This window comes from Microbacterium sp. Leaf436 (assembly GCF_001424715.1).
Taxonomy (GTDB): Bacteria; Actinomycetota; Actinomycetes; order Actinomycetales; family Microbacteriaceae; genus Microbacterium.
Genome location: NZ_LMRB01000003.1, coordinates 341,336 through 367,299, shown reverse-complemented (window position 1 = coordinate 367,299; position 25,964 = coordinate 341,336). Strand labels below are relative to the sequence as shown.

The 25,964-nt window shown below is 71.4% G+C and carries 23 protein-coding genes; 5 read left to right on the top strand and 18 right to left on the bottom strand.

Going from position 1 to position 25,964, the window contains the following annotated elements; all coding sequences use genetic code 11:
- Positions 1 to 96: 96 nt before the first annotated feature.
- From rsfS to rplU, 9 genes are all read right to left on the bottom strand, one after another.
- The gene (gene rsfS, locus ASG45_RS10675) at positions 97 to 477 is read right to left on the bottom strand and encodes a ribosome silencing factor (RefSeq protein WP_055836953.1); all 381 of its coding nucleotides are present in this window, start codon (positions 475 to 477) and stop codon (positions 97 to 99) included.
- Positions 474 to 1,730, bottom strand: a complete 1,257-nt coding sequence (locus ASG45_RS10670) for a hypothetical protein (RefSeq protein ID WP_055836950.1) — start codon at positions 1,728 to 1,730, stop codon at positions 474 to 476. Before ASG45_RS10670 ends, rsfS begins: the two co-directional genes overlap by 4 nt.
- On the bottom strand, positions 1,727 to 2,323 hold the full coding sequence (nadD, locus tag ASG45_RS10665; RefSeq protein ID WP_055836947.1) for a nicotinate-nucleotide adenylyltransferase: 597 nt from the start codon (positions 2,321 to 2,323) through the stop codon (positions 1,727 to 1,729). The genes ASG45_RS10670 and nadD overlap by 4 nt, the downstream gene beginning before the upstream one ends.
- Before the next feature lie 10 nt (positions 2,324 to 2,333).
- The gene (locus ASG45_RS10660; RefSeq protein WP_055836944.1) at positions 2,334 to 2,558 is read right to left on the bottom strand and encodes a hypothetical protein; all 225 of its coding nucleotides are present in this window, start codon (positions 2,556 to 2,558) and stop codon (positions 2,334 to 2,336) included.
- A gap of 51 nt (positions 2,559 to 2,609) precedes the next feature.
- Positions 2,610 to 3,869, bottom strand: coding sequence for a glutamate-5-semialdehyde dehydrogenase (locus tag ASG45_RS10655; protein WP_055836941.1), 1,260 nt, complete (start codon positions 3,867 to 3,869; stop codon positions 2,610 to 2,612).
- Positions 3,870 to 3,873: 4 nt separating this feature from the next.
- Entirely contained in the window at positions 3,874 to 4,710 is an 837-nt protein-coding gene (proB, locus tag ASG45_RS10650) for a glutamate 5-kinase (protein ID WP_055836938.1), read from the bottom strand.
- Complete coding sequence (obgE, locus tag ASG45_RS10645; protein ID WP_055836935.1) at positions 4,707 to 6,251, bottom strand: GTPase ObgE; 1,545 nt, start codon at positions 6,249 to 6,251, stop codon at positions 4,707 to 4,709. Before obgE ends, proB begins: the two co-directional genes overlap by 4 nt.
- A gap of 95 nt (positions 6,252 to 6,346) precedes the next feature.
- A complete protein-coding gene (gene rpmA, locus ASG45_RS10640) occupies positions 6,347 to 6,607 on the bottom strand; it encodes a 50S ribosomal protein L27 (RefSeq protein ID WP_055836932.1) in 261 nt (86 codons plus the stop codon).
- An 18-nt stretch (positions 6,608 to 6,625) separates the two neighbouring features.
- Positions 6,626 to 6,934: a 50S ribosomal protein L21 gene (rplU, locus tag ASG45_RS10635; protein ID WP_055836929.1), complete on the bottom strand. Its 309-nt coding sequence runs from the start codon at positions 6,932 to 6,934 to the stop codon at positions 6,626 to 6,628.
- 212 nt (positions 6,935 to 7,146) lie between these two features.
- Between rplU and ASG45_RS10630 the strand changes: the two genes are divergently transcribed.
- Positions 7,147 to 7,413 (top strand): DUF4031 domain-containing protein, encoded by a 267-nt coding sequence (locus ASG45_RS10630; protein WP_055836923.1) that lies wholly within the window; start codon positions 7,147 to 7,149, stop codon positions 7,411 to 7,413.
- Positions 7,414 to 7,494: 81 nt separating this feature from the next.
- Here the strand turns inward: ASG45_RS10630 and ASG45_RS10625 are convergent, their stop codons facing one another.
- Positions 7,495 to 10,182 (bottom strand): Rne/Rng family ribonuclease, encoded by a 2,688-nt coding sequence (locus tag ASG45_RS10625; RefSeq protein WP_055836920.1) that lies wholly within the window; start codon positions 10,180 to 10,182, stop codon positions 7,495 to 7,497.
- 279 nt (positions 10,183 to 10,461) lie between these two features.
- Here ASG45_RS10625 and ASG45_RS10620 point away from each other — a divergent pair, with 279 nt between their 5' ends.
- Both ASG45_RS10620 and ASG45_RS10615 read left to right on the top strand, forming a co-directional pair.
- Complete coding sequence (locus ASG45_RS10620) at positions 10,462 to 11,058, top strand: vitamin K epoxide reductase family protein (protein ID WP_055836918.1); 597 nt, start codon at positions 10,462 to 10,464, stop codon at positions 11,056 to 11,058.
- 81 nt (positions 11,059 to 11,139) lie between these two features.
- A complete protein-coding gene (locus ASG45_RS10615) occupies positions 11,140 to 11,376 on the top strand; it encodes a PLDc N-terminal domain-containing protein (protein WP_055836914.1) in 237 nt (78 codons plus the stop codon).
- A gap of 111 nt (positions 11,377 to 11,487) precedes the next feature.
- On the opposite strand, the gene ndk is transcribed toward ASG45_RS10615, so the two are convergent.
- The 8 genes from ndk to ASG45_RS10575 all read right to left on the bottom strand — a co-directional run bounded on the left by ndk (position 11,488) and on the right by ASG45_RS10575 (position 22,903).
- A complete protein-coding gene (ndk, locus tag ASG45_RS10610; protein WP_055836910.1) occupies positions 11,488 to 11,904 on the bottom strand; it encodes a nucleoside-diphosphate kinase in 417 nt (138 codons plus the stop codon).
- 3 nt (positions 11,905 to 11,907) lie between these two features.
- Entirely contained in the window at positions 11,908 to 12,321 is a 414-nt protein-coding gene (locus ASG45_RS10605; protein ID WP_327037594.1) for a DUF4233 domain-containing protein, read from the bottom strand.
- A complete protein-coding gene (locus ASG45_RS10600) occupies positions 12,318 to 13,670 on the bottom strand; it encodes a bifunctional folylpolyglutamate synthase/dihydrofolate synthase (RefSeq protein ID WP_055836905.1) in 1,353 nt (450 codons plus the stop codon). Before ASG45_RS10600 ends, ASG45_RS10605 begins: the two co-directional genes overlap by 4 nt.
- Positions 13,667 to 17,080 (bottom strand): isoleucine--tRNA ligase, encoded by a 3,414-nt coding sequence (gene ileS / locus ASG45_RS10595; RefSeq protein WP_055837896.1) that lies wholly within the window; start codon positions 17,078 to 17,080, stop codon positions 13,667 to 13,669. Before ileS ends, ASG45_RS10600 begins: the two co-directional genes overlap by 4 nt.
- Before the next feature lie 795 nt (positions 17,081 to 17,875).
- A complete protein-coding gene (locus tag ASG45_RS10590; RefSeq protein ID WP_235561602.1) occupies positions 17,876 to 19,495 on the bottom strand; it encodes a dipeptide ABC transporter ATP-binding protein in 1,620 nt (539 codons plus the stop codon).
- Positions 19,492 to 20,301: an ABC transporter permease gene (locus tag ASG45_RS10585; RefSeq protein ID WP_055836902.1), complete on the bottom strand. Its 810-nt coding sequence runs from the start codon at positions 20,299 to 20,301 to the stop codon at positions 19,492 to 19,494. The genes ASG45_RS10590 and ASG45_RS10585 overlap by 4 nt, the downstream gene beginning before the upstream one ends.
- The gene (locus ASG45_RS10580) at positions 20,298 to 21,275 is read right to left on the bottom strand and encodes an ABC transporter permease (protein ID WP_055836899.1); all 978 of its coding nucleotides are present in this window, start codon (positions 21,273 to 21,275) and stop codon (positions 20,298 to 20,300) included. Before ASG45_RS10580 ends, ASG45_RS10585 begins: the two co-directional genes overlap by 4 nt.
- A gap of 14 nt (positions 21,276 to 21,289) precedes the next feature.
- Positions 21,290 to 22,903, bottom strand: coding sequence for an ABC transporter substrate-binding protein (locus ASG45_RS10575; RefSeq protein ID WP_055836895.1), 1,614 nt, complete (start codon positions 22,901 to 22,903; stop codon positions 21,290 to 21,292).
- 244 nt (positions 22,904 to 23,147) lie between these two features.
- On the opposite strand from ASG45_RS10575, the gene valS reads away from it, so the two are divergent.
- Both valS and ASG45_RS10565 read left to right on the top strand, forming a co-directional pair.
- The gene (gene valS, locus ASG45_RS10570; protein ID WP_055836891.1) at positions 23,148 to 25,715 is read left to right on the top strand and encodes a valine--tRNA ligase; all 2,568 of its coding nucleotides are present in this window, start codon (positions 23,148 to 23,150) and stop codon (positions 25,713 to 25,715) included.
- A complete protein-coding gene (locus tag ASG45_RS10565) occupies positions 25,715 to 25,963 on the top strand; it encodes a hypothetical protein (RefSeq protein WP_055836886.1) in 249 nt (82 codons plus the stop codon). Before valS ends, ASG45_RS10565 begins: the two co-directional genes overlap by 1 nt.
- Position 25,964 lies beyond the last annotated feature (1 nt).

The following is a 25,964-nucleotide window of genomic DNA, read 5'->3' as shown; positions in this document are numbered from 1 at the left end:
TCGGGCGGGCACGGCGCGAACGGGCCGGCGCGAACACGCCCCACGCACACAGAACGCCCCCGGCCGTGAGGGCCGAGGGCGTTGTCGTGGGGGTCGTTACTCGGGCGCGCCCGCGGGCGTCGGCAGCTCGATCGGAACGACGGGGCAGTCCTTCCAGAGGCGCTCCAGGCCGTAGTAGACACGTTCTTCCTCGTGGAAGACGTGGACCACGAGGTCGCCGAAGTCGAGCAGCACCCAGCGCGACTCCTGACGCCCCTCGCGGCGCAGACGCTTGTGGCCGTGCTCGAGCAGCTTGTCTTCGATCTCGTCGGCGATCGCGGCGACGTTGCGCTCATTGCGACCGGTGACGAGCAGGAAGATGTCGACGAGCGGAAGGGGCTCGGAGACATCGAGGGCGACGATGTCGTCGCCGCTCTTGGCGTCGGCGGCGAGAGCGGCGATCTGCGCCATCTCCCGTCCGTTGGCGGTGGCGGTCATCGGAAGACTCCTGTCGTGAAGGCGAGCACGAGGGTGACGGCCACCGCCAGCGCCAGCGCGCCGGTCGTGATGATGAGGCCGATGAGGAGCTTGCTCCCCTTCTCGGGCGCCGGGGGGCGAATGATTTCGCCGGGCTGTTTGACGGTGCTGATGGCGGCACTGGCCGCGATCGGGGTGGGAGACGAGGCGGGCGGGAGCTCGCCGTCGAGAAGAACGGCATCGGCGTCGCGACCGTCGGTCGTGCCCGGGGCGTGACCGACGGAGCCGAGGCCCTCGGGTAGCTCGAACGTGCCGGTGATCATGACCTCGCCCGTCGCGGTGACGGGGCCGACCAGCGGCACGCCCGAGGGCGTCTGCGAGAGGATCAGCGCGTTCGGCGTCGACACCGCGCCGCTCGCCGAGGCGTTGCGCGCGATGAGCTGGTCGAACGAGTCGGGCAGGGTGACGTCGGGCTTGGCGCCGTCGAGCAGCTCGGAACCGAGCGCCGGGTTCACGACCGACGCGCCGGGAGCGTCATCGGCCGCGGCGGGCGTCTCGGCGGTGTCGGGCGCCGACGGGCGGAAGATCGCCGGACGCGTCGGCTCGGCCTGGGGCAGCGGAGCGAACGGGGAGTTCTGGCGCGGCAGGGCGGGCTCGAGGTCGGGCGTGATGACCGGAACCGCGGCAGTGCGGATCTTCTCTTGCGCGCGCGCCTGGCGGCGCGTGAGTCCCGGAACGCCGAAGTCGGCGCCGTGGTCGCTGAACGGAGGCTCGAAGGCCGAGGGGCGCGCGGCGGCCGGAGTGTCGTCGCGCGCGGTGTCTTCACGAGCGGTGTCTGCGCGTGCGTTGTCGTCGCGGGCGTTGTCGTCGGCACCGGATGCCGCGGGCGCGGGCTCGTCGGTGGACTTCGCTGTGGGGAACAACGCGGTCGGGGCCGCGTCGTCGACCGCCGGGGTCTCGGCAGCAGGCACGTCGGCATCCGCGACGTCGGCAGCGGCATCGTTCACCGTGGCGTCGGACGCGGCGGCATCGTCGACGACCGGTGCACTCGACGCCGTGGTCTCGGCGGGCGCCGCCGTCTCGGCGGGCGCCGCCGTCTCGGCGGGCGCCGCCGTCTCGGCGGGCGCCGCCGTCTCGGCGGTGCTGTCGGTCGCGGGCGCCGAGGACTCGGCATCCGTCTCGGGCGCGATGATCGGCGTCGCGCCGGTGTGGCGGAGCTCGCGCAGCTGACGGCGGGTCAGCGCGGGGGTCTCGGGGTTCTCGGAAGTGCTCATGCATTGCTCCGGTAGAGGTGGTGCTTCGCGATGTACTGCACGACGCCGTCGGGCACGAGGTACCACACGGGGTGTCCTCGGCGCACACGGGCGCGGCAGTCTGTGGACGAGATCGACAGCGCCGGGATCTCCAGCTGGCTCACGTTTTCGGTGGGCAGGCCTTCGGTGGTGAGCACGTGTCCGGGCCGCGAGACGGCCACGAAATGCGCGAGATCCCACAGCTGCTGATGGTTTCGCCACCCCAGGATCTGCGCCACGGCGTCGGCACCGGTGATGAAGAACAGCTCGGCTCCCGGACGCTGCTCCTGCAGATCGCGCAGCGTGTCGATCGTGTAGGTGGGGCCTTCCCGATCGATGTCGACGCGGCTCACCGTGAACTGGGGGTTCGAGGCCGTCGCGATCACCGTCATGAGGTAGCGGTGCTCGCTCTCGGTGACGTCGTCCTTCTGCCACGGGCGACCCGTGGGCACGAAGACGACCTCGTCGAGGTCGAACGACTGCGCCACCTCGCTGGCCGCGACGAGGTGACCATGATGGATGGGATCGAACGTCCCACCCATGACCCCGATCCGAGGGGCGCGCGTCACCGACATACGGTGGGCCTCAGTGGCCGTGCGCCTCGGGGGTGGGCGTCCCGTGCTTCTTCGTGTAGGCGTCGGCCTTGTGCGCGTGGCGGTTGGCGACGTTGCGGTACGACAGCGTGACCAGGCTCAGCGACACGAACACGACGAACGCGACGGCGCCGAACCAGAAGGTCTGGGCCTGCACGTTGCCGCCGTGGTGGGCGCCTTCTTCTGCAGCGTGGGCGAGAAGTGAGACGAAAGTCATCTGTGCTCCGTTCGAGAGGTCTGCGCGGGGCGCGCAGCCCATTTTAGGCGGTCAGGCGCGGACCTGGCCGTCGCCGCGCCCGAGCCACTTGGTGCTCGTGAGTTCGGCGAGGCCCATGGGACCGCGGGCGTGAAGCTTCTGAGTCGAGATGCCGACTTCGGCGCCGAAGCCGAACTCTCCCCCGTCGGTGAAGCGCGTCGAGGCGTTGACCATGACCACGGCCGAGTCGACCTCGGCGAGGAACCGGTCGGCCGAGGCCTGATCGGCCGTGATGATCGACTCGGTGTGGTGGGTCGAGTAACGGCGGATGTGGGCGAGGGCGTCGTCGAGGTCGTCGACGACACGCACGGCCAGGTCGAGCGTCCCGTACTCACGCGCCCAGTCGTCTTCGGTCGCGGTGACGACGCGCGCGTCGTGTGCCCGCGTGACGTCGTCGCCGTGCACGGTCACCCCGGCATCGGACAGTGACGCCAGCAACTCGGGCAGCAGGCGATCGGCCGCGTCGCGGTGGACGAGCACCGTCTCGACGGCGTTGCACACGCTCGGCCGCTGGGTCTTGGCGTTGAGCACGATGTCGCGCGCCCAGTCGTCACGGGCCGTGGCGTCGAGGAAGACGTGGACCACGCCGGCCCCGGTCTCGATGACCGGAACGGTCGACTCGGTCACGACCGTCTCGATCAGCGACGCGCTTCCGCGCGGCACGAGCACGTCGACCAGTCCGCGCGCATTCATGAGCGCACGCGCGCCGTCGCGGCCGAAGTCGTCGACGCTCTGCACGGCCTCGGGGCTGACGCCCTGGGCCTGCAGCGCCGCGCGCATGACCGAGACGAGGGTCGCGTTGGTGCTCTGCGCCGCGGAACCGCCGCGCAGCACGACCGCATTTCCGGAGCGCAAAGCGAGAGAGGCGATGTCGACCGTGACGTTCGGGCGCGCCTCGTAGATCGACCCGACGACCCCGAACGGTACCGCCACTTTCTCGAGGGCGAGTCCGTTGGCGAGCGTTCGGCTGTCGAGCACGCGGCCGACGGGGTCGGGCAGGCCGGCGACATCGCGCACCGCCGCCGCCAGGGCTGCGACGCGTCCGGCATCGAGGCGCAGGCGGTCGAGGAGGGCGTCGCCGATGGCATCCGCTCGTCCGCGTTCGAGGTCGTCGGCGTTGGCAGCGACGATCTCGGCGGACGCCGCCTCGATCGCGTCGGCGACCGCGTTCAGCAGAGCGGTCTTGCGCTCGGAATCGAGCAGCCCGATCTCGCGCGCGGCGTCTTTGGCCAGACGCAGGCGCTCATCGACGGAGGCGGCGATCGTGGTCATGCGCTCAGTGTACCGGCGCGCCCACGGCGCCCACCGGGCCGGTGGCGAGGGTGACGGGGTCGGGATTCGGGGCGAACCAGGTGCCCACCGCATCGCCCGCGAGAGCGGATGAGACGAGGTCGGCGCTGGTGACGAGCACCCCGACGCCGGCGGTGGAGGCCAGCTTCGCGGCCGACGCCTTGGTCGCCGCTCCCCCGGTCCCCACGCCGTTGACGACGCCGGCGCCGAACTCGAACTGTGACAGGTCGTCGCCCCACGCCACATCGACGATCGGGCGCGCTCCGGGCTCGCTCGGCGGCAGCGTGTACAGGCACTCGATGTCGCTCAACAGCACGAGTGCGTCGGCACCGATCAGCTGCGCCACGAGAGCGGCGAGCCGGTCGTTGTCGCCGAAACGGATCTCGTGGGTCGCGACGGTGTCGTTCTCGTTGACGATGGGCAGGATGCCGAGACCCAGCAGCCGTTCCATCGCCCGGCGCGCGTTCGAACGGTGCGTGGCGTTCTCGAGGTCGCCCGCCGTGAGCAGGACCTGCCCGGCGAGCAGGCCGAAGCGGTCGAGCGAGGTCTGGTAGCGCCACATGAGCACGTTCTGACCGACGGCGGCCGCGGCCTGCTGCGTCGCCAGGTCGTTGGGTCGGCCGCCGAGGTCGAGCAACGGCAGGGCCGTCGCGATCGCCCCGGACGAGACGAGCACCACCTCGGTCCCCGCGCCGCGCGCGTGGGCGAGAGCCTCGACGATCGTGTCGATCCGGTGCGCCCCGTCGCCGCTGATCGACGACGAGCCCACCTTCACCACGACGCGGCCGGCTCCCGGGATCGCGGAGCGGGAGGTCGCGCTCACCGCTCCTCGTCCTCGGCGGACGACAACGAGGGATCCCCGTCGGCGCCGATGCCCACGGCCCGGGCGGCACGCCGCTCGGTCTCGAGCTCGGCGCGGGCCTCGGCCTTGGCATCCATGCGCTCGTGGTACCGCTCGCGGCGCTCCGACGAGGTGCGGCGCGGGTTCTGCACGAGACGGGGGTCGGTGCCGCGGGGGGCCGTCATGAGCTCGGCCGCCGAGGTGAGCGTGGGCTCCCAGTCGAAGACGATCCCGTCGCCGGGGCCGATGACGACGGTCGCACCGGCGACCGCACCGGCGCGGAAGAGGCCCTCTTCGATGCCCAGGCGCGCGAGACGGTCGGCGAGGTAGCCCACGGCCTCTTCGTTCTGGAAGTCGGTCTGCTGCACCCACTTGACCGGCTTGTCGCCGAGCACGCGGTAGACGGGACCGTAGGTACCGCCCTCGACCTTGATCTCGAAGTCCTTGCGAGTGCCCTGCGGGCGGATGACGATGCGCTCCACCGGAGCCTCGTCGATCGACGCCAGGCGGTGCTGCTCGACCACGTCGGCGAGGGCGAAGGTGAGTTCGCGCAGGCCCGTGCGGCTGACCGTGGAGATCTCGAACACGCGGAAACCGCGGGCCTCGAGGTCGGGACGCACGAAGTCGGCGAGCTCGCGGGCCTCGGGCACATCGATCTTGTTCAGCGCGATGATCTGCGGGCGCTCGAGGAGCGGGGTCTGCCCCTCGGGCACGGGGTAGGCGCCGAGCTCGGCGAGGATGACGTCGAGGTCGGTGAGCGGGTCGCGACCGGGGTCGAGCGTGGCGCAGTCGAGCACGTGCACGAGAGCCGTGCAGCGTTCGACGTGGCGGAGGAACTCCAGGCCCAGGCCCTTGCCCTCGCTCGCGCCCTCGATGAGACCCGGGACGTCGGCGATGGTGAAGCGGATATCACCCGACTGCACGACGCCCAGGTTGGGGTGCAGCGTGGTGAAGGGGTAGTCGGCGATCTTCGGTCGCGCCGCCGAGACGGCCGCGATGAGGCTCGACTTTCCCGCCGACGGGAAGCCGACGAGGGCGATGTCGGCGACGGTCTTGAGCTCGAGGACGACGTCGCCCTCCCAGCCGGGCGTTCCGAGCAGCGCGAAGCCGGGGGCCTTGCGCTTGGGCGACGACAGCGAGGCGTTGCCGAGGCCGCCGAGACCACCGGGGGCGACGATGAAGCGCATGCCCGGGGTGAGCATGTCGACGAGCACGGTGCCGTCGGGGTCCTTCACGACCGTGCCGAGCGGCACGGGGAGCTCCTGGTCTTCGCCCATCGCGCCCGAGCGGTGGTCGCCCATGCCGAAACCACCGTTGCCGGCGGTGCGATGCGGCGAGTGGTGGTACGACAGCAGCGTGGTGACCTGGGGGTCGGCGACGAGCACGACGTCGCCGCCGCTGCCGCCGTTGCCGCCGTCGGGGCCGGCCAGAGGCTTGAACTTCTCGCGGCGCACCGAGACGCAGCCGTTGCCGCCCTTGCCCGCACGGAGGTGCAGGGTGACGCGGTCGACGAAGGTGACCATGAGTGTCCTTTCAGGACGGACCGGCGGGTGCCGGGAAGAAAAGAAGAGGGGGCGGGCTGTGTGCCCACCCCCTCTGAAGCGCTGAGCGCTCGGTATTACTCCGCTGCTGCGGTGACGATGTTGACGACCTTGCGGCCGCCCTTGGCGCCGAACTGAACCGCACCGGGGGCCAGGGCGAACAGGGTGTCGTCGCCACCGCGGCCGACGTTGGCGCCGGGGTGGAAGTGCGTGCCGCGCTGGCGGACGATGATCTCGCCGGCGAGGACGACCTGACCGCCGAAGCGCTTCACGCCGAGGCGCTGTGCGTTGGAGTCACGACCGTTACGGGTGGAGCTTGCGCCCTTTTTGTGTGCCATCTCTGCGTCTCCTGGCTCTTACTTGATGCCGGTGATCTTGACGCGCGTGAGGTCCTGGCGGTGGCCCTGGCGCTTCTTGTAGCCGGTCTTGTTCTTGAACTTCTGGATCACGATCTTCGGACCGCGCTCCTCGCCGAGGACCTCGGCCGTGACCGAGACCTTCGCGAGCTTGTCGGCGTCGGTCGTGACCGCGTCGCCGTCGACGAACAGGACGGCGGGCAGCTGGATGCTCTCGCCGATCTTCGCCTTCTGGCGGTCGAGCACGACGACCGTGCCGACCTGGACCTTCTCCTGGCGGCCGCCGGCGCGCACAACTGCGTAAACCACTTCACACCTGTTTTCGTTCGGGAGCGCGGAGCTCCGGTTGTCTGATGACGTCGGGAGGGTCTGGCGACCCAAGTCTCGGTGCGATCCGGCGAGCAAAGCCCGCGGGGTCACGCTCCAGTAAGGGCGGACGCGACGCACCAAGGGTCAAGTTTAGCTCACCGGGCGGCATCCGGCAAAAGCATTCGGCCCGCGTGTCGACCTAGGATCGCGGGATGGTGATTCTGATCGACGATCCGCAGTGGCCCGCGCACGGACGACTGTGGGCGCACCTGGTCAGCGACAGCGACCTCGACGAACTGCACGCCTTCGCCGCCGCGGCCGGAATCCCCCGCCGCGCGTTCGATCTCGACCACTACGACATCCCCGACGAGCGGCACGCCGACCTGGTCGCCGCCGGAGCCCAGCACGTCGGCGGCAAGGAGCTCGTTCGACGCCTGCGAGCCTCGGGCCTGCGGATCACGGCGCGCGAACGCCGCTGACACCCGTGTGGGGCCGCGACCCGTCGCCCGACCGAGGTCGGGAACGATGGGTCTCGGCCCCACACGCACCAGGGAGCGGACTCAGGCCTCGCTGGAGGGCTGCGCGTTGACGGGGGTGCCGGTGAGCGCCGCGGTCGTCACACGGCGCCGTGAGCGGCCCTGACCGGGCGCCTTGGGCTCGGGGAGGGCCTCGAGCACCGACTCGAGAAGGGCGTCCTTCTCGGTACGGGGCGCCTTGGGCTCGCGCTTCTTGCGCGGACGCTTCTCGCGGACCGGTGCGGGTGCCTCGGCCTGGGCCTCGACGACGGCCTCCACCGACGCGACCACGGCCGCCTCGACCACGGCGGGGTCATCGAGGGTCGGCTTCACGGTGGATGCCGCGATCTGAGCGAGAGCGGACTTCACGCCCTCGGTGATCACGTGGGTGCCGCCGGTCGGCGTCGCTCCCCCGTTGCCGGTGGAGGAGGCTCCGGCCGACGCGCCACCGCCGTGTGCGGCATGGCCGTTCGATCCGTTGCCGTTCGCGGGAGTGTTGCCCCCGCGACCGCGGCGGTTCGACGAGCCGGTGTTGCCGCCGCCGTTGCTGCTGCCGTTCCCGGCCGGGCGGTGCTTGACGACGGGGTCGTGGTGCACGACCACGCCGCGACCGGCGCACACGTCGCACGCCTCGCTGAAGGTCTCGAGCAGGCCGAGTCCGAGCTTCTTGCGGGTCATCTGCACGAGGCCGAGCGAGGTGACTTCGGCGACCTGGTGCTTCGTGCGGTCGCGGCTGAGGCATTCGATCAGGCGACGCAGCACGAGATCGCGGTTGGATTCGAGCACCATGTCGATGAAGTCGACGACGATGATGCCGCCGATGTCGCGCAGGCGCAGCTGGCGCACGATCTCTTCGGCCGCTTCGAGGTTGTTCTTGGTGACGGTCTCTTCGAGGTTGCCGCCCGAGCCGACGAACTTGCCGGTGTTGACGTCGACGACCGTCATGGCCTCGGTGCGGTCGATCACGAGCGAGCCGCCCGAGGGCAGCCAGACCTTGCGGTCGAGAGCCTTCTCGATCTGCTCGGTGACGCGGAACGCGTCGAACGGGTCCTGCTCGCCCTCGTACTTCTCGACGCGCTCGAGCAGGTCGGGGGCGACGCCCTGGAGGTAGCTCGAGATGGTCTGCAGCGCCTCGTCGCCCTGGATGAGCATGCGCGTGAAGTCCTCGTTGAAGACGTCGCGCACGATCTTGACCAGCAGGTCGGGCTCGGAGTGCAGCAGAGCGGGGGCCTGGATGGTCTTGATCTGGCTCGAGACGTGCTCCCACTGCGAGGTGAGGCGCTGCACGTCGAGGGTGAGCTGCTCCTCGGTGGCGCCCTCGGCGGCCGTGCGGACGATGACGCCGGACGATTCGGGGAGCACCTCCTTGAGGATCTTCTTCAGGCGCGCGCGCTCGGTGTCGGGGAGCTTGCGCGAGATGCCGTTCATCGTGCCGTTGGGCACGTAGACGAGGTAACGGCCGGGAAGCGAGATCTGGCTCGTCAGGCGGGCGCCCTTGTGTCCCACGGGGTCTTTGGTGACCTGCACCAGGACGCGGTCGCCCGACTTGAGCGCGAGCTCGATGCGACGCGGCTGATTGTTGGTCTCGACGCCGTCCCAGTCGACTTCACCGGAGTACAGCACGGCGTTGCGGCCGCGGCCGATGTCGACGAACGCCGCCTCCATGCTGGGAAGCACGTTCTGCACGCGACCCAGGTAGACGTTGCCGATGAGCGAGGCGTCCTGGTTGCGGGCGACGTAGTGCTCGACGAGCACGTTGTCTTCGAGCACGGCGATCTGGATGCGGCCGGCCTTGGACCGCACGACCATCACGCGGTCGACGGCCTCGCGACGGGCGAGGAACTCGGCCTCGGTGACGACGGGGCGGCGACGGCCGGCCTCGCGGCCATCGCGGCGACGCTGCTTCTTCGCCTCGAGGCGCGTGGAGCCCTTGATGCGCTGCGGCTCGGTGATGAGCTCGACCGCGCGCTGTCGCACCGGGGCTGCGGGGGCCTCGTGCTGCTCGGCGGGGGCGACGTCGACACCGCCGCGTCGGCGGTTGCGGCGACGGGCGTTGGCGGAGCCGCGCTCGAGGGGGCCGTCGTCGTCGCGGTCGTCGCGCTCGTCACGGTCGTCGCGGTCATCGACGTCGTCGCGCACCGGGAAGGCCGGCAGCGCGGGGGCGTAGAAGTGCAGCGCCGTCGACACGGCCGAGACGAAGACCTCGGGCAGCAGTCCGAGCGAGACGGCCGTGGGACGCGCGGGAGCCTCGGACTCGGTGGCGGCCTCGGGCTGTGCGGAGACCTCGGGCTGCGCGGGAGCCTCGGGCTGCGCGGGAGCCTCGGGCTGCGCGGCGACCTCGGGCTGAGCCGGAGCCTCCGACTCAGCGACGTCGGGAGCGGCGACCTCGGCAGCGGATGCCGTGGCGTCGGCGCCCTGGTCCGCCACGGAGGCGTCCACGGTGGGCTCCTCGACGCTCGCGGCGTTCGCCTCGGCGACGTCATCACCGGCAACGTCGTCACCGGCGGCGGCCTGAGCCGGCGCGTCGCCGGATCCCTCGTCGAGCACGGCGGGGGGTGCCACGTCGTCGGCGGCGGCCTGCTCGGCATCCTGCACCGCGGCCTCTTCGTCGTCGACGGGGGGCACGAATCCCGCGGCGGCCTCCGTCTCGGACGCGAGGGTCTCGGATTCCGGAGCCTCGGTCTCGGGCGTCACCTGGTCAGCGGGGGTCTGATCGTCGGTCTTGTCGGCCATATCGGGGATACTCCCTAGCGGGCGACACCGCGCGTCACCCGGCGAAATCTCATGCGGCGCCGCACCCGGCGGGGCCGCGAACTCACTCGGTCTGCAGCAGGCCTGTGGCGCTTGCTGCGATGGGCGGTCATCGCCCGAAGTCTTCTGGGTGATGTTCCTGCGGCGCGGCCGCGGTCACATCAGCTTTCATTATCGCACGGACCACGCGTTTCGCCCGCAGAAGGTCGACGACGAGCCGTCTTCAGCCGGCGGAGAAGTCAGCGGTGGCAGAATCGCGGCATGAGCGAAACCGTCACGACCCGTCGTCCGATCGTCACGGCGGTCTGGCTCATCTTCGCCGGGATCGTCGGCTGGTGGGCGGCGTTCTCGCTGACGATGGAGCGGTTCCACCAGCTCATGGATCCCACGGCCGCCGCGTCGTGCGACTTCAGCGTTCTCGTGCAGTGCTCGGCCAATCTGCAGTCGTCGCAGGGAAGCGTGTTCGGCTTCCCCAACCCGATCATCGGACTGTCGGCGTGGATCGCCCCCATCGTGGTCGGGGTCGCGCTGCTGGCCGGCGCCCGATTCGCGCGCTGGTTCTGGGCCCTCTTCTGGCTGGGCTTCGCTCTGGCGCTGACCTTCGTCATCTGGCTGATCGCGCAGAGCCTGTTCGTCTTGGCCACTCTCTGCCCGTGGTGCATGGCGACGTGGTCGGTCGTCATCCCCTCGTTCTTCGTCGTGACCCTGCACGTGCTGCGCGAGGGAGTCCTTCCGGGCGCGCGGGTGCGCGAGGTCGCCGACCGTCTCATGGTGTGGGTGCCCTTGATGAGCATCGTGGCCTTCGCCGTCATCGCGGTGATCGCGCAGCTGCGGCTCGATGTGCTCGCGCAGCTGTGAGGTCGCGGCGGCCCTGACCCGCCGGCCCGGCGACGGGCATCCGAGTCGCGCGGCTCGCCTCGCGGGCCCTATCCTCCAGGAATGGATGCGATGAACCCGCTGGTGCCGGCCGCGTACGACGTCGTGTGGGCGGTCGTCGCACTGGTCGCGTTCGCTCTCGCCGTCTGGGCGATCGTCAGCCTGTCCCGCGGAGCGGCCCGGCTGTCGTCCCTGACGGTGGTGCTGTGGGCCGTGGTCATTCTGCTCGTCCCCGTTCTGGGGCCGGTCGCCTGGCTCGCCGCCGGCCGTCGTGCGGGGCGCGGGGTCGCGCGCAGCTGAGCGACGCGCTGCCGCACGGATCCGATTCGACAGACCGTGCGGCCGCGCGGGCCGATCAGACGACGATGGCCGCCACCCCCTCGGGGGCGGCGGCCATCTCGGCATCCGGGATCAGGCGAACCAGATCGCCAGTTCGCGTTCGGCGGACTCGGTGCTGTCGCTGCCGTGCACGAGGTTCTGCTGCACCTTGAGGCCCCAGTCGCGGCCGAAGTCGCCGCGGATGGTGCCGGGGGCGGCCGTGGTCGGGTCGGTGGTGCCGGCCAGCGAGCGGAAGCCCTCGATCACGCGGTTTCCGGCGAGCCGGATCGCGACCGACGGGCCCGAGAGCATGAACTCCAGCAGCGGCTCGTAGAAGGGCTTGCCCTCGTGCTCGGCGTAGTGCTGGGCGAGGCGCTCACGGTCGGGCTCGACGAGGCGGATGTCGACGAGCGCGTAGCCCTTCGCCTCGATGCGGGCGAGGATGGCGCCGGTCAGTCCGCGGGCGACGCCGTCGGGCTTGACCAGGACGAGGGTCTCTTCGGTAGCCATGGGTCATTCTCCGTTCGAGAGGTCGGGATGAGCGGCGCGTCGGGCGTTCTGCCGATCCAGTGCCGCTCCCTTGATGGTGGCATACGCCCACATGCCACCGAAAATGAGGGCGACCACCGCGAGGGCGGGAACGAGGAATCCGCCGAGCAGCAGCAGGATCTGCAGGGCCCAGCCGACGACGATCGCCGCGCGATGCTGCAGCAGCCCCGCCACCGCGACCATGGCGACCGCCATGACGACACCGCCGACGATGCCCCACCAGGGTTCGATGCCGAAGGGCAGCACCTTGAGGCCGTAGACGACCAGGCCGCCGAGGAACACCACGATCGACTCGAAGCCGAGCACGACGGCGCCGAGCGACTCGAGCGCACCGCGCCGTCGCCGCACGCGCGGGGCCCGGGGGGTGCGCGGGCTCACGCCTGCCACCCCGACTTCCAGTCCTCGAGCTCCGACAGCCGCAGCGCCTCGCCCGCGAGCACGACGGAACCGGCGATGATGACCGCGCGCCGGTCGGATTCGGCGGCCCACGCGCGCGCCGCGTCGGCGGCGTCTTCGAGCGTCGGGTGCACGGTGACGGGCAGGTCGGCCGCCTCGGCGACGTCGGCGATCACGTCGGGGTCGCTGGCGCGGTCGCTCGCGGGGGCCGTGGCGAACACGCGCGCGACGGCGGGCACGAGCGCCGACATGATGCCCCGGGCGTCCTTGCCGTCCAGGATGCCGACGACGGCACCCCACTCGTCGATGTCGAACGCCTCGTCGAGGGCGGCGACGAGCGCGCGGGCGCCGTGCGGGTTGTGCGCCGCGTCGACGAAGACGGTCGGCGCCGTCCCGACGAGCTGAAGGCGCCCGGGCGAGGTGGCGTTCGCCAGGCCGTCGGCCACGACCTCGGCGGCCAGGGGCTGCGTGCCCCCGCCGATGAGCGACTCCACGGCCGCGACCGCCAGGGCGGCGTTGGTGCCCTGGTGGGCGCCGTACAGCGGCAGGTACAGCTCGGGGTACGACCCCGCGACCCCGCGGATCGTCAGCATCTGCCCGCCGACGGCCAGCGCCTGGGCCTCGAGCGCGAAGCCGTAGCCGGCCACCGACACGGTCGCGCCCTCTTTCTCGGCGCGCGCGCGGATGACGCGGAGCGCCGCGTCGGGCTGCGCGGCCGAGACGACGGCGGCGCCGGGCTTGATGATGCCCGCCTTGACCGTCGCGATCTCGGTGATCGTGGAGCCCAGGCGGTCGGTGTGGTCGATGTCGATGGGCGTGAAGACCGCGACGTCGCCGTCGGCGGTGTTGGTGGAGTCCCACTCCCCGCCCATGCCGACCTCGAGCACCAGCACGTCGATCGGCGCGTCGGCGCAGACCACGAAGGCCAGCACCGTCAGCAGCTCGAAGAACGTCAGCGGCGCATCGTCGGCGGCGGTGAGCTCGGCGTCGACCATGTCGACGAACGGCGTGATCTCGTCCCACGCGTCGGCGATCGCGGCATCCGCCACCGGTTCGCCGTCGATGAGGATCCGCTCGGTGAAGCGCTCGAGGTGCGGACTCGTGAACAGGCCCGTGCGCAGCCCCAGGCCGCGCAGCAGGCTCTCGATCATGCGGCTGGTCGAGGTCTTGCCGTTCGTGCCCGTGACGTGGATCACGCGGTAGGTGCGCTGCGGGTCGGCGAGCAGCTCGAGCACGCGGCGCGTGCGATCGACGCGCGGCTGCACCCACTGCTCCCCCTGGCGCTCCAGCAGGGCGCTGTAGACCGCGTCGGCCCTGGTGCGGTCGCTCATGCGGTCCCTCCGATGCGGGCGACGGCGACGGTGACCGCGCCGACGTTCGCGTAGGTCTTCGCCGCGATCTGGGTCTCGTACTCGGCGGGGGCGATGGCCCCGCGTTCGATGAGCCTTTGCTCGGGGCCGGCGAGCACGACGGCTTCGGCGAGGGTCTCGGATGCCACGCCCGCGACGTCGAACGCCTGAGCCACAGCCCGCGCGTCGGCGTCGTCGACGAAGGTGAGCGAGAGGAAGATCCGGTCGCTCACGTCGAAGCCTGCGGCCTTGCGCGTGTCCTGGATGCCGCGGATCATGTCGCGCGCCAGGCCCTCGGCTTCGAGCTCGGGGGTGGTGACGGTGTCGAGCAGCACGAAGCCGCCCGTCGCCAGCACGGCGAGAGCCTCGCCCTCGGGGCGACCCGCGGTCTCGACGACCAGGTCGTACTCGGCGGGCTCCAGCGCGATACCGCCGGCGACGACCTGTCCGTCGACCTCGTTCCAGTCGCCCTCGCGGGCGGCCTTGATCGCCTGCTGCACCTGCTTGCCCAGGCGCGGACCCGCGGCGCGGGCGTTGACCGACAGGCGGTGCGTGATGCCGTACTCGGCGGCGGTGCCGGCCTGAAGGGTGACCTGCTCGACGTTCTTCACGTTGAGCTCCTCACGCAGGATGTCGTCGAACTGCGCCAAGCCGGTGGCATCCGGAGTCACCACCGTCAAGCGCGGCAGCGGCAGGCGCACGCGCTTGCCCTCGCGCTTGCGGAGCGCGTTGGCGACGCTCGAGACGTCGCGGACGGTGTCCATCGCCGTGCGGATGTCGGCGGCCGCGGGGAACGCGTCGGCGTCGGGCCAGTCGGTCAGGTGCACGCTGCGCCCACCCGTCAGCCCCTGCCACACGCGCTCGGTCACCAGCGGCAGCAGGGGGGCGGCGACGCGGGTGAGCGTCTCGAGCACCGTGTAGAGCGTGTCGAACGCCTCACGGCTGGTCGGGTCGTCGGTCACGCCCACCCAGAAACGGTCGCGCGAGCGACGGATGTACCAGTTGGTCAGCACCTCGGCGAAGTCGCGCAGACGCTCGGCCGCGGTCGTGGAGTCGAGCCCCTCGAGGTCGGCGGCGACGCCCTGCACGAGGTCGCCGGTGAGGGCGAGGATGTAGCGGTCGAGCACGTCCGTGGAGTCGGTGCGCCACTCGGCCGTGTAGCCCTCCCCCGACGCATTCGCGTAGGTGGCGAAGAAGTACCACGCGTTCCACAACGGCAGCAGGAACTCGCGCACCCCCGAGCGGATGCCCTCCTCGGTCACGACGAGGTTGCCGCCGCGCAGCACGCTCGACGACATGAGGAACCACCGCATGGCGTCCGAGCCGTCGCGGTCGAACACCTCGCGCACGTCGGGGTAGTTGCGCAGCGACTTCGACATCTTCTGTCCGTCGTTGCCCAGCACGATGCCGTGGCACGACACACCCGTGAAGGCCGGGCGGTCGAAGAGCGCGGTCGAGAGAACGTGCATGACGTAGAACCAGCCGCGCGTCTGCCCGATGTACTCGACGATGAAGTCGGCGGGGGCGTGCTCGTCGAACCACTCGTGGTTCTCGAACGGGTAGTGCACCTGCGCGAACGGCATGGAGCCCGAGTCGAACCAGACGTCGAGCACGTCTTCGATGCGTCGCATCGTCGAGCGTCCCGTCGGGTCGTCGGGGTTCGGGCGCGTGAGGTCGTCGATGTAGGGGCGGTGCAGGTCGACCTCACCGTCGCCGTTCACCGGCAGGCGGCCGAAGTCGGCCTCGATGTCGGCGAGAGAGCCGTACACGTCGACGCGCGGGTAGTTCGCGTCGTCGCTCTTCCACACCGGGATCGGCGAGCCCCAGTAGCGGTTGCGGCTGATCGACCAGTCGCGTGCGCCCTCGAGCCACTTGCCGAACTGACCTTCCTTGACGTTCTCGGGCACCCAGGTGATCTGCTGGTTGTTCGCCAGCAGGTCGTCCTTGATCTCGGTGACCCGCACGAACCAGCTCGACACGGCCTTGTAGATCAGGGGGTTCCGGCAGCGCCAGCAGTGCGGGTACGAGTGCTCGTACGACGCCTCGCGAAGCAGACGGCCCTGCTGCGTGAGCAGGCGGATGAGGGGCCGGTTGGCCTCCATCCACAGCTCGCCGGCCACGTCGGTCACGGCCGAGAGGAACCGGCCGCCGTCGTCGAGCGAGATGATCGTCGGCAGGCCCGCGGCGTCGGCGAGGCGCTTGTCGTCCTCACCGTACGCGGGCGCCTGGTGCACGATGCCCGTGCCGTCGCTGACGGTGACGTAGTCGTCGACGAGGATCTTCCAGGCGTTGCCGGTCCCCCACGTCTCGGCGTCGGCGTAGTAGTCGAAGAGGCGGTCGTACGACACTCCCTCGAGCTCGGAGCCGGTGAGCGTGGTCTGCACGGCCTGGCGGGCGGCATCCGGGGTCTCGTACCCCAGGTCCTTCGCGTAGCCCGGCAGCAGGTCTTCGGCGAGCAGATAGCGGTGGGCGGTGGCCTCGATCGCTTCGTCGGGGGTGCCGTCGGGAGCGCGGTGCACGTCGGCGGCACCGTGGGGACCGCCCTCGATGACCGCGTACCGGATGCCGGGACCCACCGCGAGAGCGAGGTTCGTCGGCAGGGTCCACGGCGTCGTCGTCCACGCCAGCGCCCGCACGCCGGTGAGCCCGAGCGCCTCGGCCTTCGCGCCGACGAGCGGGAAGGTCACGGTGACCGACGGATCCTGGCGCATCTTGTAGACGTCGTCGTCCATGCGCAGCTCGTGCGTCGACAGGGGGGTCTCATCGCGCCAGCAGTAGGGCAGCACGCGGTAGCCCTCGTACGCGAGGCCCTTGTCATGCAGGGTCTTGAAGGCCCAGAGCACGCTCTCCATGTAGGTCGTGTCGAGCGTCTTGTACCCGCGGTCGAAGTCGACCCAGCGGGCCTGGCGGGTGACGTAGTCCTGCCAGTCGCGCGTGTACTCCAGCACCGACTCGCGGGCCTTGGCGTTGAAGGTGGCGACCCCCATGCGCTCGATCTCGTCCTTCTCGGTGATCCCGAGCTGCTTCATCGCCTCGAGCTCGGCCGGGAGACCGTGGGTGTCCCACCCGAAGACGCGGTCGACCTTCTTGCCGCGCATGGTCTGGAAGCGCGGGAAGACGTCCTTGGCGTAGCCGGTGAGCAGGTGCCCGTAGTGCGGCAGGCCGTTGGCGAAGGGCGGGCCGTCGTAGAACACCCACTCCTCGCCGCCGTCGCGGTTCGCGATCGACGCGCGGAAGGTGTCGTCGGCCTCCCAGAACGCGAGGGTGTCGTTCTCGATCGCCGGGAAGCGAGGGCTCGGGACGACGGATGCCGCGGACGCCGGGGTGATGGCATCCGGGCTCGCGGACGCGTCGGCGGCGGGGCCGAAGGATGAGGGGCGTGGGTAGGTCATGTCACTCCGCGGGTCGAGGTTCACTCGCCGGGACGATCCTTGCGGACCGCGGTACCACCCTGCGTTGCGCCCTCTCGCGAGGACGCCTCTCTCACTGCGGCGATGACGGGCCTGCCCCGCTCGGTTCTACCGCGGGCCGTGACCCGTTTCTTCCGAGAGCTCCCCGGTGATGGCCGGATCGGTGCTGATGCGCCCAGTCTACGCGCTCGGGCTGTTGTGCGGTGCGGTGGGGTGCGGCGGGGCTTGAGGTTGCGTCGCGGGGGGGTGGTGCGGGCGTGGGGCGGCGGTTGCGGGCGTGGGGCAGCAAGGGCGTTGAGTGTCCGAGACACGCCGCGTGTGGCGGTGCGGGTTCGGCGTGTCCTGGACACTCAACGGGGCTGCGCCCGCGCGGTCGGCACCCGGTGCCGCGGGCCGGGCGGGCGCGGGCGCGGGCCGGGCGGGCGCGGGCCGGGCGGGCGCGCGACCGAGTCGGCAGAGGCGTTGAGTGTCCAAGACACGCCGCGTGTGGCGGTGCAGTTGCGGCGTGTCCTGGACACTCAACGGGGCTGCGCCCGCACGGTCGGGCGCCCGATGCCGCGGGCCGGACGGTGGCGCGCGCGGGCCGGACGGTGGCGCGCGCGGGCCGGGCAGGCGCGTGCGGGCCGACAGAGGCGTTGAGTGTCCAGGACACGCCGCTTGAGGCTCTGCGGACGCGGCGTGTCCTGGACACTCAACGGGGCTGCGCCCGCGCGGTCGGCCGCCCGCTGCCGACGGCCGGCAGTCGCGCAGTCGCGCGTGCGGGCGTGCGCGCGCAGCTCACCCGTCGGCGGACGGGCCGGTACCCACGCCCGCGGCGGCGAGCAACTCCCTCGTGAACGGATGCCGGGGATCGGCGAACACGCACGACACGGTGCCCGAGTCCACCACGCGGCCGTCCTTCATCACGATGACGTCGTCGGCGATCGAGGCCACGACGTCGAGGTCGTGCGTGATGAACACCATCGCGAGGTCGCGCTCGCGCTGGAGGGCGAGCAACCGTTCGAGGATCCGCTCGCGCACCGTCGCGTCGAGCGCCGACACCGGCTCGTCGAGCACGAGCAGGTCGGGGTCGGCGGCGAGGGCGCGAGCGATCGCGACGCGCTGACGCTGACCGCCCGACAGCTGGGCCGGAAGCCGTCGGCCGAACGCCGAGCCGAGCCCCACCTCGTCGAGCAGGTCGCCGACCGCGGCCCGACGGCCGGCCCGCGGCACACCCGCCGCGGCGACAGCCTCGCCGAGCGTGCGTCCGACGCTCCAACGCGGGTCGAGGGCGCCCCAGGGGTTCTGCTGCACGAGCTGCACGCGACGACGGGCGGCGCCCCTCGCCGCGCGGGGCGACCACGGGCGGCCGTCGAAGGTCAGGGTCCCGGCATCCGGTTCGGTGACGCCCACGATCATGCGCGCGAGCGTCGTCTTGCCGGAGCCCGACTCCCCGACGACGGCGAGCGTGCGGCCGCGCCGCACGGTGAACGAGACGTCGTCGACCGCCGCGCGGTCGCCGAACCGCTTCGTCAGAGAGGTGCCCGAGGCCAGCGGAGCGTCGGTGCGGGGTGCGCGATGCAACGGCGGGTGCCGGGTGGCATCGACCAGCGCACGGGTGTGGGGGTCTCGGGGGGCGGTCATCACCTCGGCCGTGGTCCCCGTCTCGATCGCGCGTCCGTCGTGCAGCACGATCACCCGGTCGGCCACGCGGCGGACGGCAGCGAGGTCATGGCTGATGAACACCACGGCCACGCCGCTGTCGGCGATCGCGCGCACCTGATCGAGCACGCGCGCCTGCACGGTGGCATCCAGTGCCGTCGTGGGCTCGTCGGCGACGAGGATGCCGGGACCCGCCGCCAGCGCCGACGCGAGAAGCGCGCGTTGGCGCAGGCCGCCCGACAGCTCGTGCGGGTACTGACGCGCCCGCCGGTCGGGCTCGGGCAGGGCCACGCGTTCCAGCACCGCGCGCACCCGATCGCGCAGGGCGTCGCCGCGCACGGCGGGTTCGTGGATGCGCAGGGGCTCGGCGACCTCGGCGCCGATCCGGCGCAGGGGGTCGAGCGAGACCAGGGCGTCCTGCGACACGAGGGCGATGCGACGTCCTCGGAGTCCGCGCCAGGCCCGCTCGCCGAGGGCGCGCGCGTCGACGCCGTCGATGCGCAGGGCGTCGGCGCTCCACGACAGCGTGCGCGGGAGCAGTCCGAGCAGGGCGCGAGCGCTCAGCGACTTGCCCGTGCCCGATTCCCCCACGATCGCGACGCACTCCCCCGGCGCGACGTCGAGGTCTAGTCCGCGGACGAGCTCGGTGTCGCCGGCGGCGATGCGCAGCCCGCGCACGTGCACGCCGCCCGCGCCGTTCCCGCCCGCGCCGCTCACACCCGCCGCCGCCACGCCCCGCCCCTCTCGCCCGTTCACGCGCCGCGCTCCTCGGCCCGCGCGCGCAGGATACGACCGACGACGCTCACGCTGACCACCGTCGCGGTGATGGCGAGGCCCGGGAACACGGCGACCCAGGGCGCCTGCAGCAGCAGGTTGCGTCCGGCCGAGAGCATGAGTCCCCACTCCGGTGTCGGTTCGGTCGGTCCGAGGCCCAGGAAGCTCAGGCCCGCGGCGGCGAGGATGCTCGTGCCGATGCCGATGGTGCCCAGCACGCTCACCGCGCCGAGGACCCCCGGCAGCACGTGCCGCACGTGCACGGTGACCGCCGGAACCCCCACGATCCGCGCCGCTTCGACGTGCTCGGCGGCGGCCGAGGTGCGCGTCTGCGCGCGCGCCAGGCGCACGTACACGGGGACGGCGGCGATCGTGACGGCCACCGCGACGTTGACCGGCCCGGGACCGAGAACGGCGACGACCAGCAGCGCCACGAGGAACTCGGGGAACGCCAGCAGCACGTCGACGACGCGCATCGCCGCGGCGTCGACCAGGCGCGGTGCCATCGCCGACAGCGACCCGACGATCACGCCCACGACCAGCGCGAGCCCCGTCGCGAGCAGTCCGATGCCCACCGAGCGTCCCGCGCCGAAGACCACGCGCGAATAGACGTCGCGTCCGCTCTGGTCGGTGCCGAACCAGTGGGCGCCACTCGGCGGCTGGAGCGCCGCCCGCACGTCGGTCAGCAGCGGGTCGTGGGTGGCCAGCAGCCCCGGCGCGAAGGCGGCGAGGGCGACGACGGCGAGAACGGCGCCCGCCGTGCTCAGTGCGACGACGCGGCCCCTCACCCCGGCACCCCCACCCGGGCGCGCAGGGCGGCGTCGGCCCGCCGCAGCCGCGGGTCGAGCACGGGCACGACGAGGTCGACCACCGTGTTCACGACGACGAAGACGAGGGCGCTCAGCAGGATGACTCCCGTGATGACGGGCAGGTCGCGATCGGTGATCGCGGTGAGGGTCACGCGGCCGATTCCGGGACGCGCGAACACCGTCTCGACCAGCACCGCACCCCCCAGCAGCGAGCCGACGAGGTAGGCCGCGAGCGTCACGCCGCCGACGCTCGCGTGGCGCAGGGTGTGGTGCACGCTCTCGCGCAGTGGCGTCGCCCCGCGGGCACGCACGGTCGTGAGGAACGGTTCCCGTTCGGCCGACTCCACGCCGTCACGCAGCACCTGCGACAGCAGCGCGGCGACCGGCAGCGCGAGGGTCACCGCGGGCAGCACGAGGGCCGCGGCATCCCTCGCCCCCGACACGGGGAACCACCCGAGCTGGAACGAGAAGACCGACAGCAGCACGAGTCCCGTCCAGAACACCGGCGAGGAGAGCACGACGAGTTCGATCCCGGATGCCAAGGCTCGGCCCGTCCGCCCGCGCACGAGCAGGGCGCTGGCCAGGGCCAGCAGCACAGCGATCACGAGTGCGAGGGCCGAGAGCTGCAGCGTGGGTCCGAGCTGACGCCCGATCACCTCGGTCACGGGCTGGCGCAACTGGTACGACTCCCCCAGGTCGCCGCGCAGCAGCCGGCCGAGGAAGGCGCCGTACTGCTCGAAGACCGGGCGGTCGAGGCCCAGCTCGCTGCGGATCCCGTCCTTCACCGCGTCGCTGACCTGCGCCTGCGGGCCGAGCATGACGTCGACCGGATCGCCGGGGATGATGCGGAACGCCACGAACGCCAGCGTCGCGGCCCCCCACAGCACCACGACGACGGATGCCACGATCCCGCCGATGCGCCTCAGCAGGGCGCGCGAGCGAGATCGTGGCATTCCGGGTCCGAGTCTCAGCCGACGGCGGCCGTGGCGAACAGCGGCCGACCGTAGAGGTCGAACGTCAGGCCGGTCACGTCGGGACGGACGGCGCTGATGAGCGCGGGGCTGTACAGGGGCACGATCGCGGCGTGCTGGGCGTTCCACTGCTGCACCTGGGCGTAGATCTCGGCGCGCGCGGTGGGGTCGGTGGTCGACGCGCCCTCGGCGAGCAGCGCGTCGACGCTGGGGTCGCTCACCTGCGAGGCGTTCTGGAAGCCGTCGGTGGCGAGGTGGCTGCGCAGCAGATCGGCGTCGACGCCCGAGAAGCCCCAGTCGGTGACGTCGTAGGTCTTCGGGCCGTACTGCTCGTTGTACGCACCGGGCTCCAGCACCTCGCGCTGCAGGTCGAATCCGACCGCCTTGAGGTCGCTCTGCACGGCGTTGGCGAGTGCGGCGCGGTCGTCGGGCACGGGGGTCCAGGCGATCCAGCGGGCCGTGAGGCGCTGGCCGTCCTTGGTGCGGATGCCATCGGCATCCCGTCCGGTCCATCCGGCCTCGTCGAGCAGGGCGCCCGCTGCGGCTGCGTCGAAGGGCCACGAGTTCTCGAGGCTCGCGTCGTAGCCGGGGGTCGTGGAGCCGAGGATGCTCCAGGCGCGCGGGTACTGGCCGAAGAAGATCTCCTGCACGGCGGTGTCGACGTCGATGGCCCGCGTGAAGGCCTGGCGCACCTTCTCGTCGGCGAAGACGCCGTACTTCTCGTTGAGGAACAGCGAGTAGGGCAGGCCGGGGTACTCGATCGACTCCACGGTGTCGTCGGCGGGGACCTGGCTGACGAGGTTCGGGGGCAGGTTGGTCACGACGTCGGCCTGGCCGCTCGACAGCGCGCCGACGCGCACCGAGGCCTCGGGCAGGATGTCGACGCGCAGGGTCTGGAACGCGGGCTTGCCGCCCCCGTCGGGGCCCCACGTGTAGTCGTCGTTGCGGGTGTACACGATGTCCTGATCGGGCGTGTACTCGGTGAGCTCGAAGGGGCCGGTGCCGACCGTGACGCCGGGGCCGCCGGCCTTGAGCTGGTCGGCCTTCGTCTCGAGCACGGCCGGCGAGTAGAACCCGAGCAGCGCCGTGCTCGCGGCCTGCAGGAACGGGGCGTAGGGCTGCGAGAAACGCACGCGCACCGTGTGCTCGTCGACCACGTCGGTGCCGGCGTACAGGTCGCCGCCGAGCATGGATGCCGCCTGCGCCGACGCCGTGTCGGGATCGACGATGCGGTCGAAGTTCGCCTTCACGGCCGCCGCGTCGAAGGGCGTGCCGTCGTGGAAGGTGACGTCGGTGCGGAGGCGGAAGAGGTAGCTCGCGCCGCCGTCTTCGACGTCCCACGACTCGGCGAGCCACGGCGAGAACGAACCGTCGGCCTCCTGGAACACGAGCGAATCGAGCACCGCGCGCTGCACCATGGCCGACACGTCGAGCTGGCTCGTCTGCGGGTCCATGTGCCCGGCCGAGAGGTTCGCGCCCTCGATCGCCCAGACGATCTCGCCGTCGCCCGAGGCGCCCGGGTCGGAGCCGGAGCACGCCGACAGGGAAAGGGCGGCGACCGCGGCGACGGCGACCGCCGACAGCACGCGACGGGAGAGCGAAGAAGGCATGGACGAACCTCGGAGTTTTCGATGGGGAAGTTTCAGACTACCCGGGTTCCTGGACGCGGTGCGGAAACCTCGACGCCGTGGGCCGTTGTGCACCTCGGCATCCACCCCACCCCACGGACTTTGCGCACATCGCCGAGCACGCGCCCGCCGGCGCCACGCGCGCACGGCGACCCCGGTATCCTGGAGGCCAACCCCTTCAGGCACGCTCACACAGTGCCGCCCATATCGCTCGAGGAGTACTCCCATGGCCACGATTCCCGACAAGCCCGCCCTGGAAGGCCTCGAGCAGAAGTGGGACGCCGCGTGGAAAGAACGCGGCACATACGTCTTCGACCGCCTGCGCGCCGCCGAGAGCGGCCGGCAGGGCGTCTACTCGGTCGACACCCCGCCGCCGACGGCATCCGGGAGCCTGCACATTGGTCACGTGTTCTCGTTCACGCACACCGACGTGAAGGTGCGCTTCGAGCGCATGCGCGGCAAGACCGTGTTCTACCCGATGGGCTGGGACGACAACGGCCTGCCCACCGAGCGCCGTGTGCAGAACTACTACGGCGTGCGCTGCGACCCCTCGCTCCCCTACGACGCCGACTTCACCCCGCCGTTCGCCGGCGGCGACAACAAGAGCAGCAAGGCCGCCGACCAGGTGCCGATCAGCCGCCGCAACTTCATCGAGCTCTGCGAGCAGCTCACGATCGAGGATGAGAAGCAGTTCGAGGAGCTCTTCCGCGAGCTGGGACTCAGCGTCGACTGGACGCAGACCTACCGCACCATCTCCGACGACTCGATCCGCACGAGCCAGCTGGCGTTCCTGCGCAACATCGAGCGCGGCGAGGCGTATCAGTCGATGGCGCCGACCCTGTGGGACGTCGACTTCCGCTCGGCCATCGCCCAGGCCGAGCTCGAAGACCGCGACCAACCCGCCGCCTACCACCGCGTGGGGTTCGCGAAGACCGACGGCTCCGGCGATGTGTTCATCGAGACCACCCGCCCCGAGCTGCTCGCCGCGTGCGTCGCTCTCGTGGCCAACCCCGACGACGAGCGCTACCAGCCCCTCTTCGGCACGACCGTGCGCACCCCGCTCTTCGACGTCGAGGTGCCGGTGCTCGCCCACCCGCTCGCGCAGAAGGACAAGGGCTCGGGCATCGCCATGATCTGCACCTTCGGCGACGTGACCGACATCATCTGGTGGCGCGAGCTCGACCTTCCGAACCGCACGATCATCGGTAAGGACGGACGCATCGTCGCCGACGCCCCCGACGTGATCGTGACGGATGCCGCGAAGGCGGCGTACGGCGAACTCGCCGGCAAGACGGTCTTCAGCGCCAAGAAGCGCATCGTCGAGCTGCTGCAGGAGGCAGGCGCCATGGAGGGCGCCCCGAAGCCCTTCACCCACCCCGTCAAGTTCTTCGAGAAGGGTGACCGCCCGCTCGAGATCGTCTCGACGCGCCAGTGGTACATCCGCAACGGTGCGCGGGATGCCGAGCTGCGCGAGCGTCTCGTCTCGCTCGGGCGCGAGATGTCGTGGCATCCCGACTTCATGCGCGTGCGCTTCGAGAACTGGACCAACGGCCTCACCGGCGACTGGCTCGTCTCGCGCCAGCGCTTCTTCGGGGTGCCGATCCCCGTCTGGTACGCGCTGGATGAGAACGGGGAGCGCGACTACGCGCGCGTCCTGACGCCCGACCTCGCCGCGCTCCCGGTCGACCCGACGGTCGATGTGCCCCCGGGGTACACCGAGGACCAGCGTGGAGTGGCCGGCGGCTTCGACCCCGAGCTCGACATCCTCGACACGTGGGCGACGTCGTCGCTCACCCCGCAGCTGGCCGGTGGCTGGCAGCGCGACGAGGAGCTGTGGAACCTCGTCGCACCGTTCGACCTGCGTCCGCAGGGTCAGGACATCATCCGCACCTGGCTCTTCTCGACGATGCTGCGCAGCGCCCTCGAAGACGACCGGAGCCCCTGGTCGGATGCCGCGATCTCGGGCTTCATCGTCGACCCCGACCGCAAGAAGATGTCGAAGTCGAAGGGCAACGTCGTCACTCCCGCCGACATCCTGAAGCAGCACGGCTCCGACGCCGTGCGCTACTGGTCGGCGTCGAGCCGCCTGGGCACCGATGCCGCCTTCGACCCGCAGAACCCGACGCAGGTGAAGATCGGTCGGCGCCTGGCGATCAAGCTGCTGAACGCGGCGAAGTTCGTGCTGTCCTTCCCCGTGCCCGAGGGCGCCGAGGTCACGCACGACCTCGACGCGTCGATGCTCGCGACCCTGGATGCCGTGATTCGAGACGCCACCGTCGCCTTCGAGGCGTACGACCACGCGCGGGCGCTGGAGATCACCGAGTCGTTCTTCTGGACGTTCTGCGACGACTACCTCGAGCTGGTCAAGGAACGCGCGTACGACCAGTCCGACGTGGGTCAGGCGTCGGCAGCGCTCGCGCTGCGCACGGCCCTGTCGGCGCTCGTGCGCCTGTTCGCCCCGGTGCTGTCGTTCGCGGCCGAAGAGACGTGGTCGTGGTTCGAAGAGGGTTCGGTGCACACCGCCGCGTGGCCGGAGCCGCTCGGCATCGACGGCGACCCCGCCGTGCTCACCGCCGTCAGCGCCGCGCTGATCGGCATCCGTCGCGCCAAGACCGAGGCCAAGGCTTCGCAGAAGACGGCGGTCACCTCGCTCACCGTCTCGGGTCCGAACGTCGAGGCCCTGCGTCTGGCCGAGGGCGATCTGCGCGCCGTGGGCCGCATCGAGACCATCTCTTTCGTCGGGGCCGAGACCACCACGGTCACCGACATCGTGTTCGCACCCCAGGAGGACTGATGCAGCTCGGAACCCGTTGGACCGCCCGCGAGCAGCCGCCGAAGGCCGTGCCCGAGGCGCTGCACGCGCAGATCGCCGCGGTCGAGGCCGCACTCACCCCCGACGGCCTGAGCGCCCCCGCCCCGCGGTGGACGCTCACGTTCCTCGAGGGGCGTGCGGTCGCCGAGCTCGACACCGGGGTCGTCGTGACCCAGGATGCCGCGGGCGAGGTCGTCGTGCGCTACGACGACGACGACGAGTTCGCCTGAG

Bases quoted from the DNA above. Each gene is read 5' to 3' on its own strand.
- ASG45_RS10660 (WP_055836944.1), bottom strand. From the start codon at position 2,558: ATGACTTTCGTCTCACTTCTCGCCCACGCTGCAGAAGAAGGCGCCCAC.
- ASG45_RS10625 (WP_055836920.1), bottom strand. From the start codon at position 10,182: ATGGCCGACAAGACCGACGATCAGACCCCCGCTGACCAGGTGACGCCC.
- valS (WP_055836891.1), top strand. From the start codon at position 23,148: ATGGCCACGATTCCCGACAAGCCCGCCCTGGAAGGCCTCGAGCAGAAG.
- ASG45_RS10655 (WP_055836941.1), bottom strand. From the start codon at position 3,869: ATGACCACGATCGCCGCCTCCGTCGATGAGCGCCTGCGTCTGGCCAAA.
- ASG45_RS10600 (WP_055836905.1), bottom strand. From the start codon at position 13,670: ATGAGCGACCGCACCAGGGCCGACGCGGTCTACAGCGCCCTGCTGGAG.
- nadD (WP_055836947.1), bottom strand. From the start codon at position 2,323: ATGTCGGTGACGCGCGCCCCTCGGATCGGGGTCATGGGTGGGACGTTC.
- obgE (WP_055836935.1), bottom strand. From the start codon at position 6,251: ATGGTCACCTTCGTCGACCGCGTCACCCTGCACCTCCGTGCGGGCAAG.
- rpmA (WP_055836932.1), bottom strand. From the start codon at position 6,607: ATGGCACACAAAAAGGGCGCAAGCTCCACCCGTAACGGTCGTGACTCC.
- ASG45_RS10615 (WP_055836914.1), top strand. From the start codon at position 11,140: ATGGATGCGATGAACCCGCTGGTGCCGGCCGCGTACGACGTCGTGTGG.
- ileS (WP_055837896.1), bottom strand. From the start codon at position 17,080: ATGACCTACCCACGCCCCTCATCCTTCGGCCCCGCCGCCGACGCGTCC.
- ASG45_RS10565 (WP_055836886.1), top strand. From the start codon at position 25,715: ATGCAGCTCGGAACCCGTTGGACCGCCCGCGAGCAGCCGCCGAAGGCC.
- ASG45_RS10575 (WP_055836895.1), bottom strand. From the start codon at position 22,903: ATGCCTTCTTCGCTCTCCCGTCGCGTGCTGTCGGCGGTCGCCGTCGCC.
- ASG45_RS10580 (WP_055836899.1), bottom strand. From the start codon at position 21,275: ATGCCACGATCTCGCTCGCGCGCCCTGCTGAGGCGCATCGGCGGGATC.
- ndk (WP_055836910.1), bottom strand. From the start codon at position 11,904: ATGGCTACCGAAGAGACCCTCGTCCTGGTCAAGCCCGACGGCGTCGCC.
- ASG45_RS10670 (WP_055836950.1), bottom strand. From the start codon at position 1,730: ATGAGCACTTCCGAGAACCCCGAGACCCCCGCGCTGACCCGCCGTCAG.
- ASG45_RS10620 (WP_055836918.1), top strand. From the start codon at position 10,462: ATGAGCGAAACCGTCACGACCCGTCGTCCGATCGTCACGGCGGTCTGG.
- ASG45_RS10630 (WP_055836923.1), top strand. From the start codon at position 7,147: ATGGTGATTCTGATCGACGATCCGCAGTGGCCCGCGCACGGACGACTG.
- rsfS (WP_055836953.1), bottom strand. From the start codon at position 477: ATGACCGCCACCGCCAACGGACGGGAGATGGCGCAGATCGCCGCTCTC.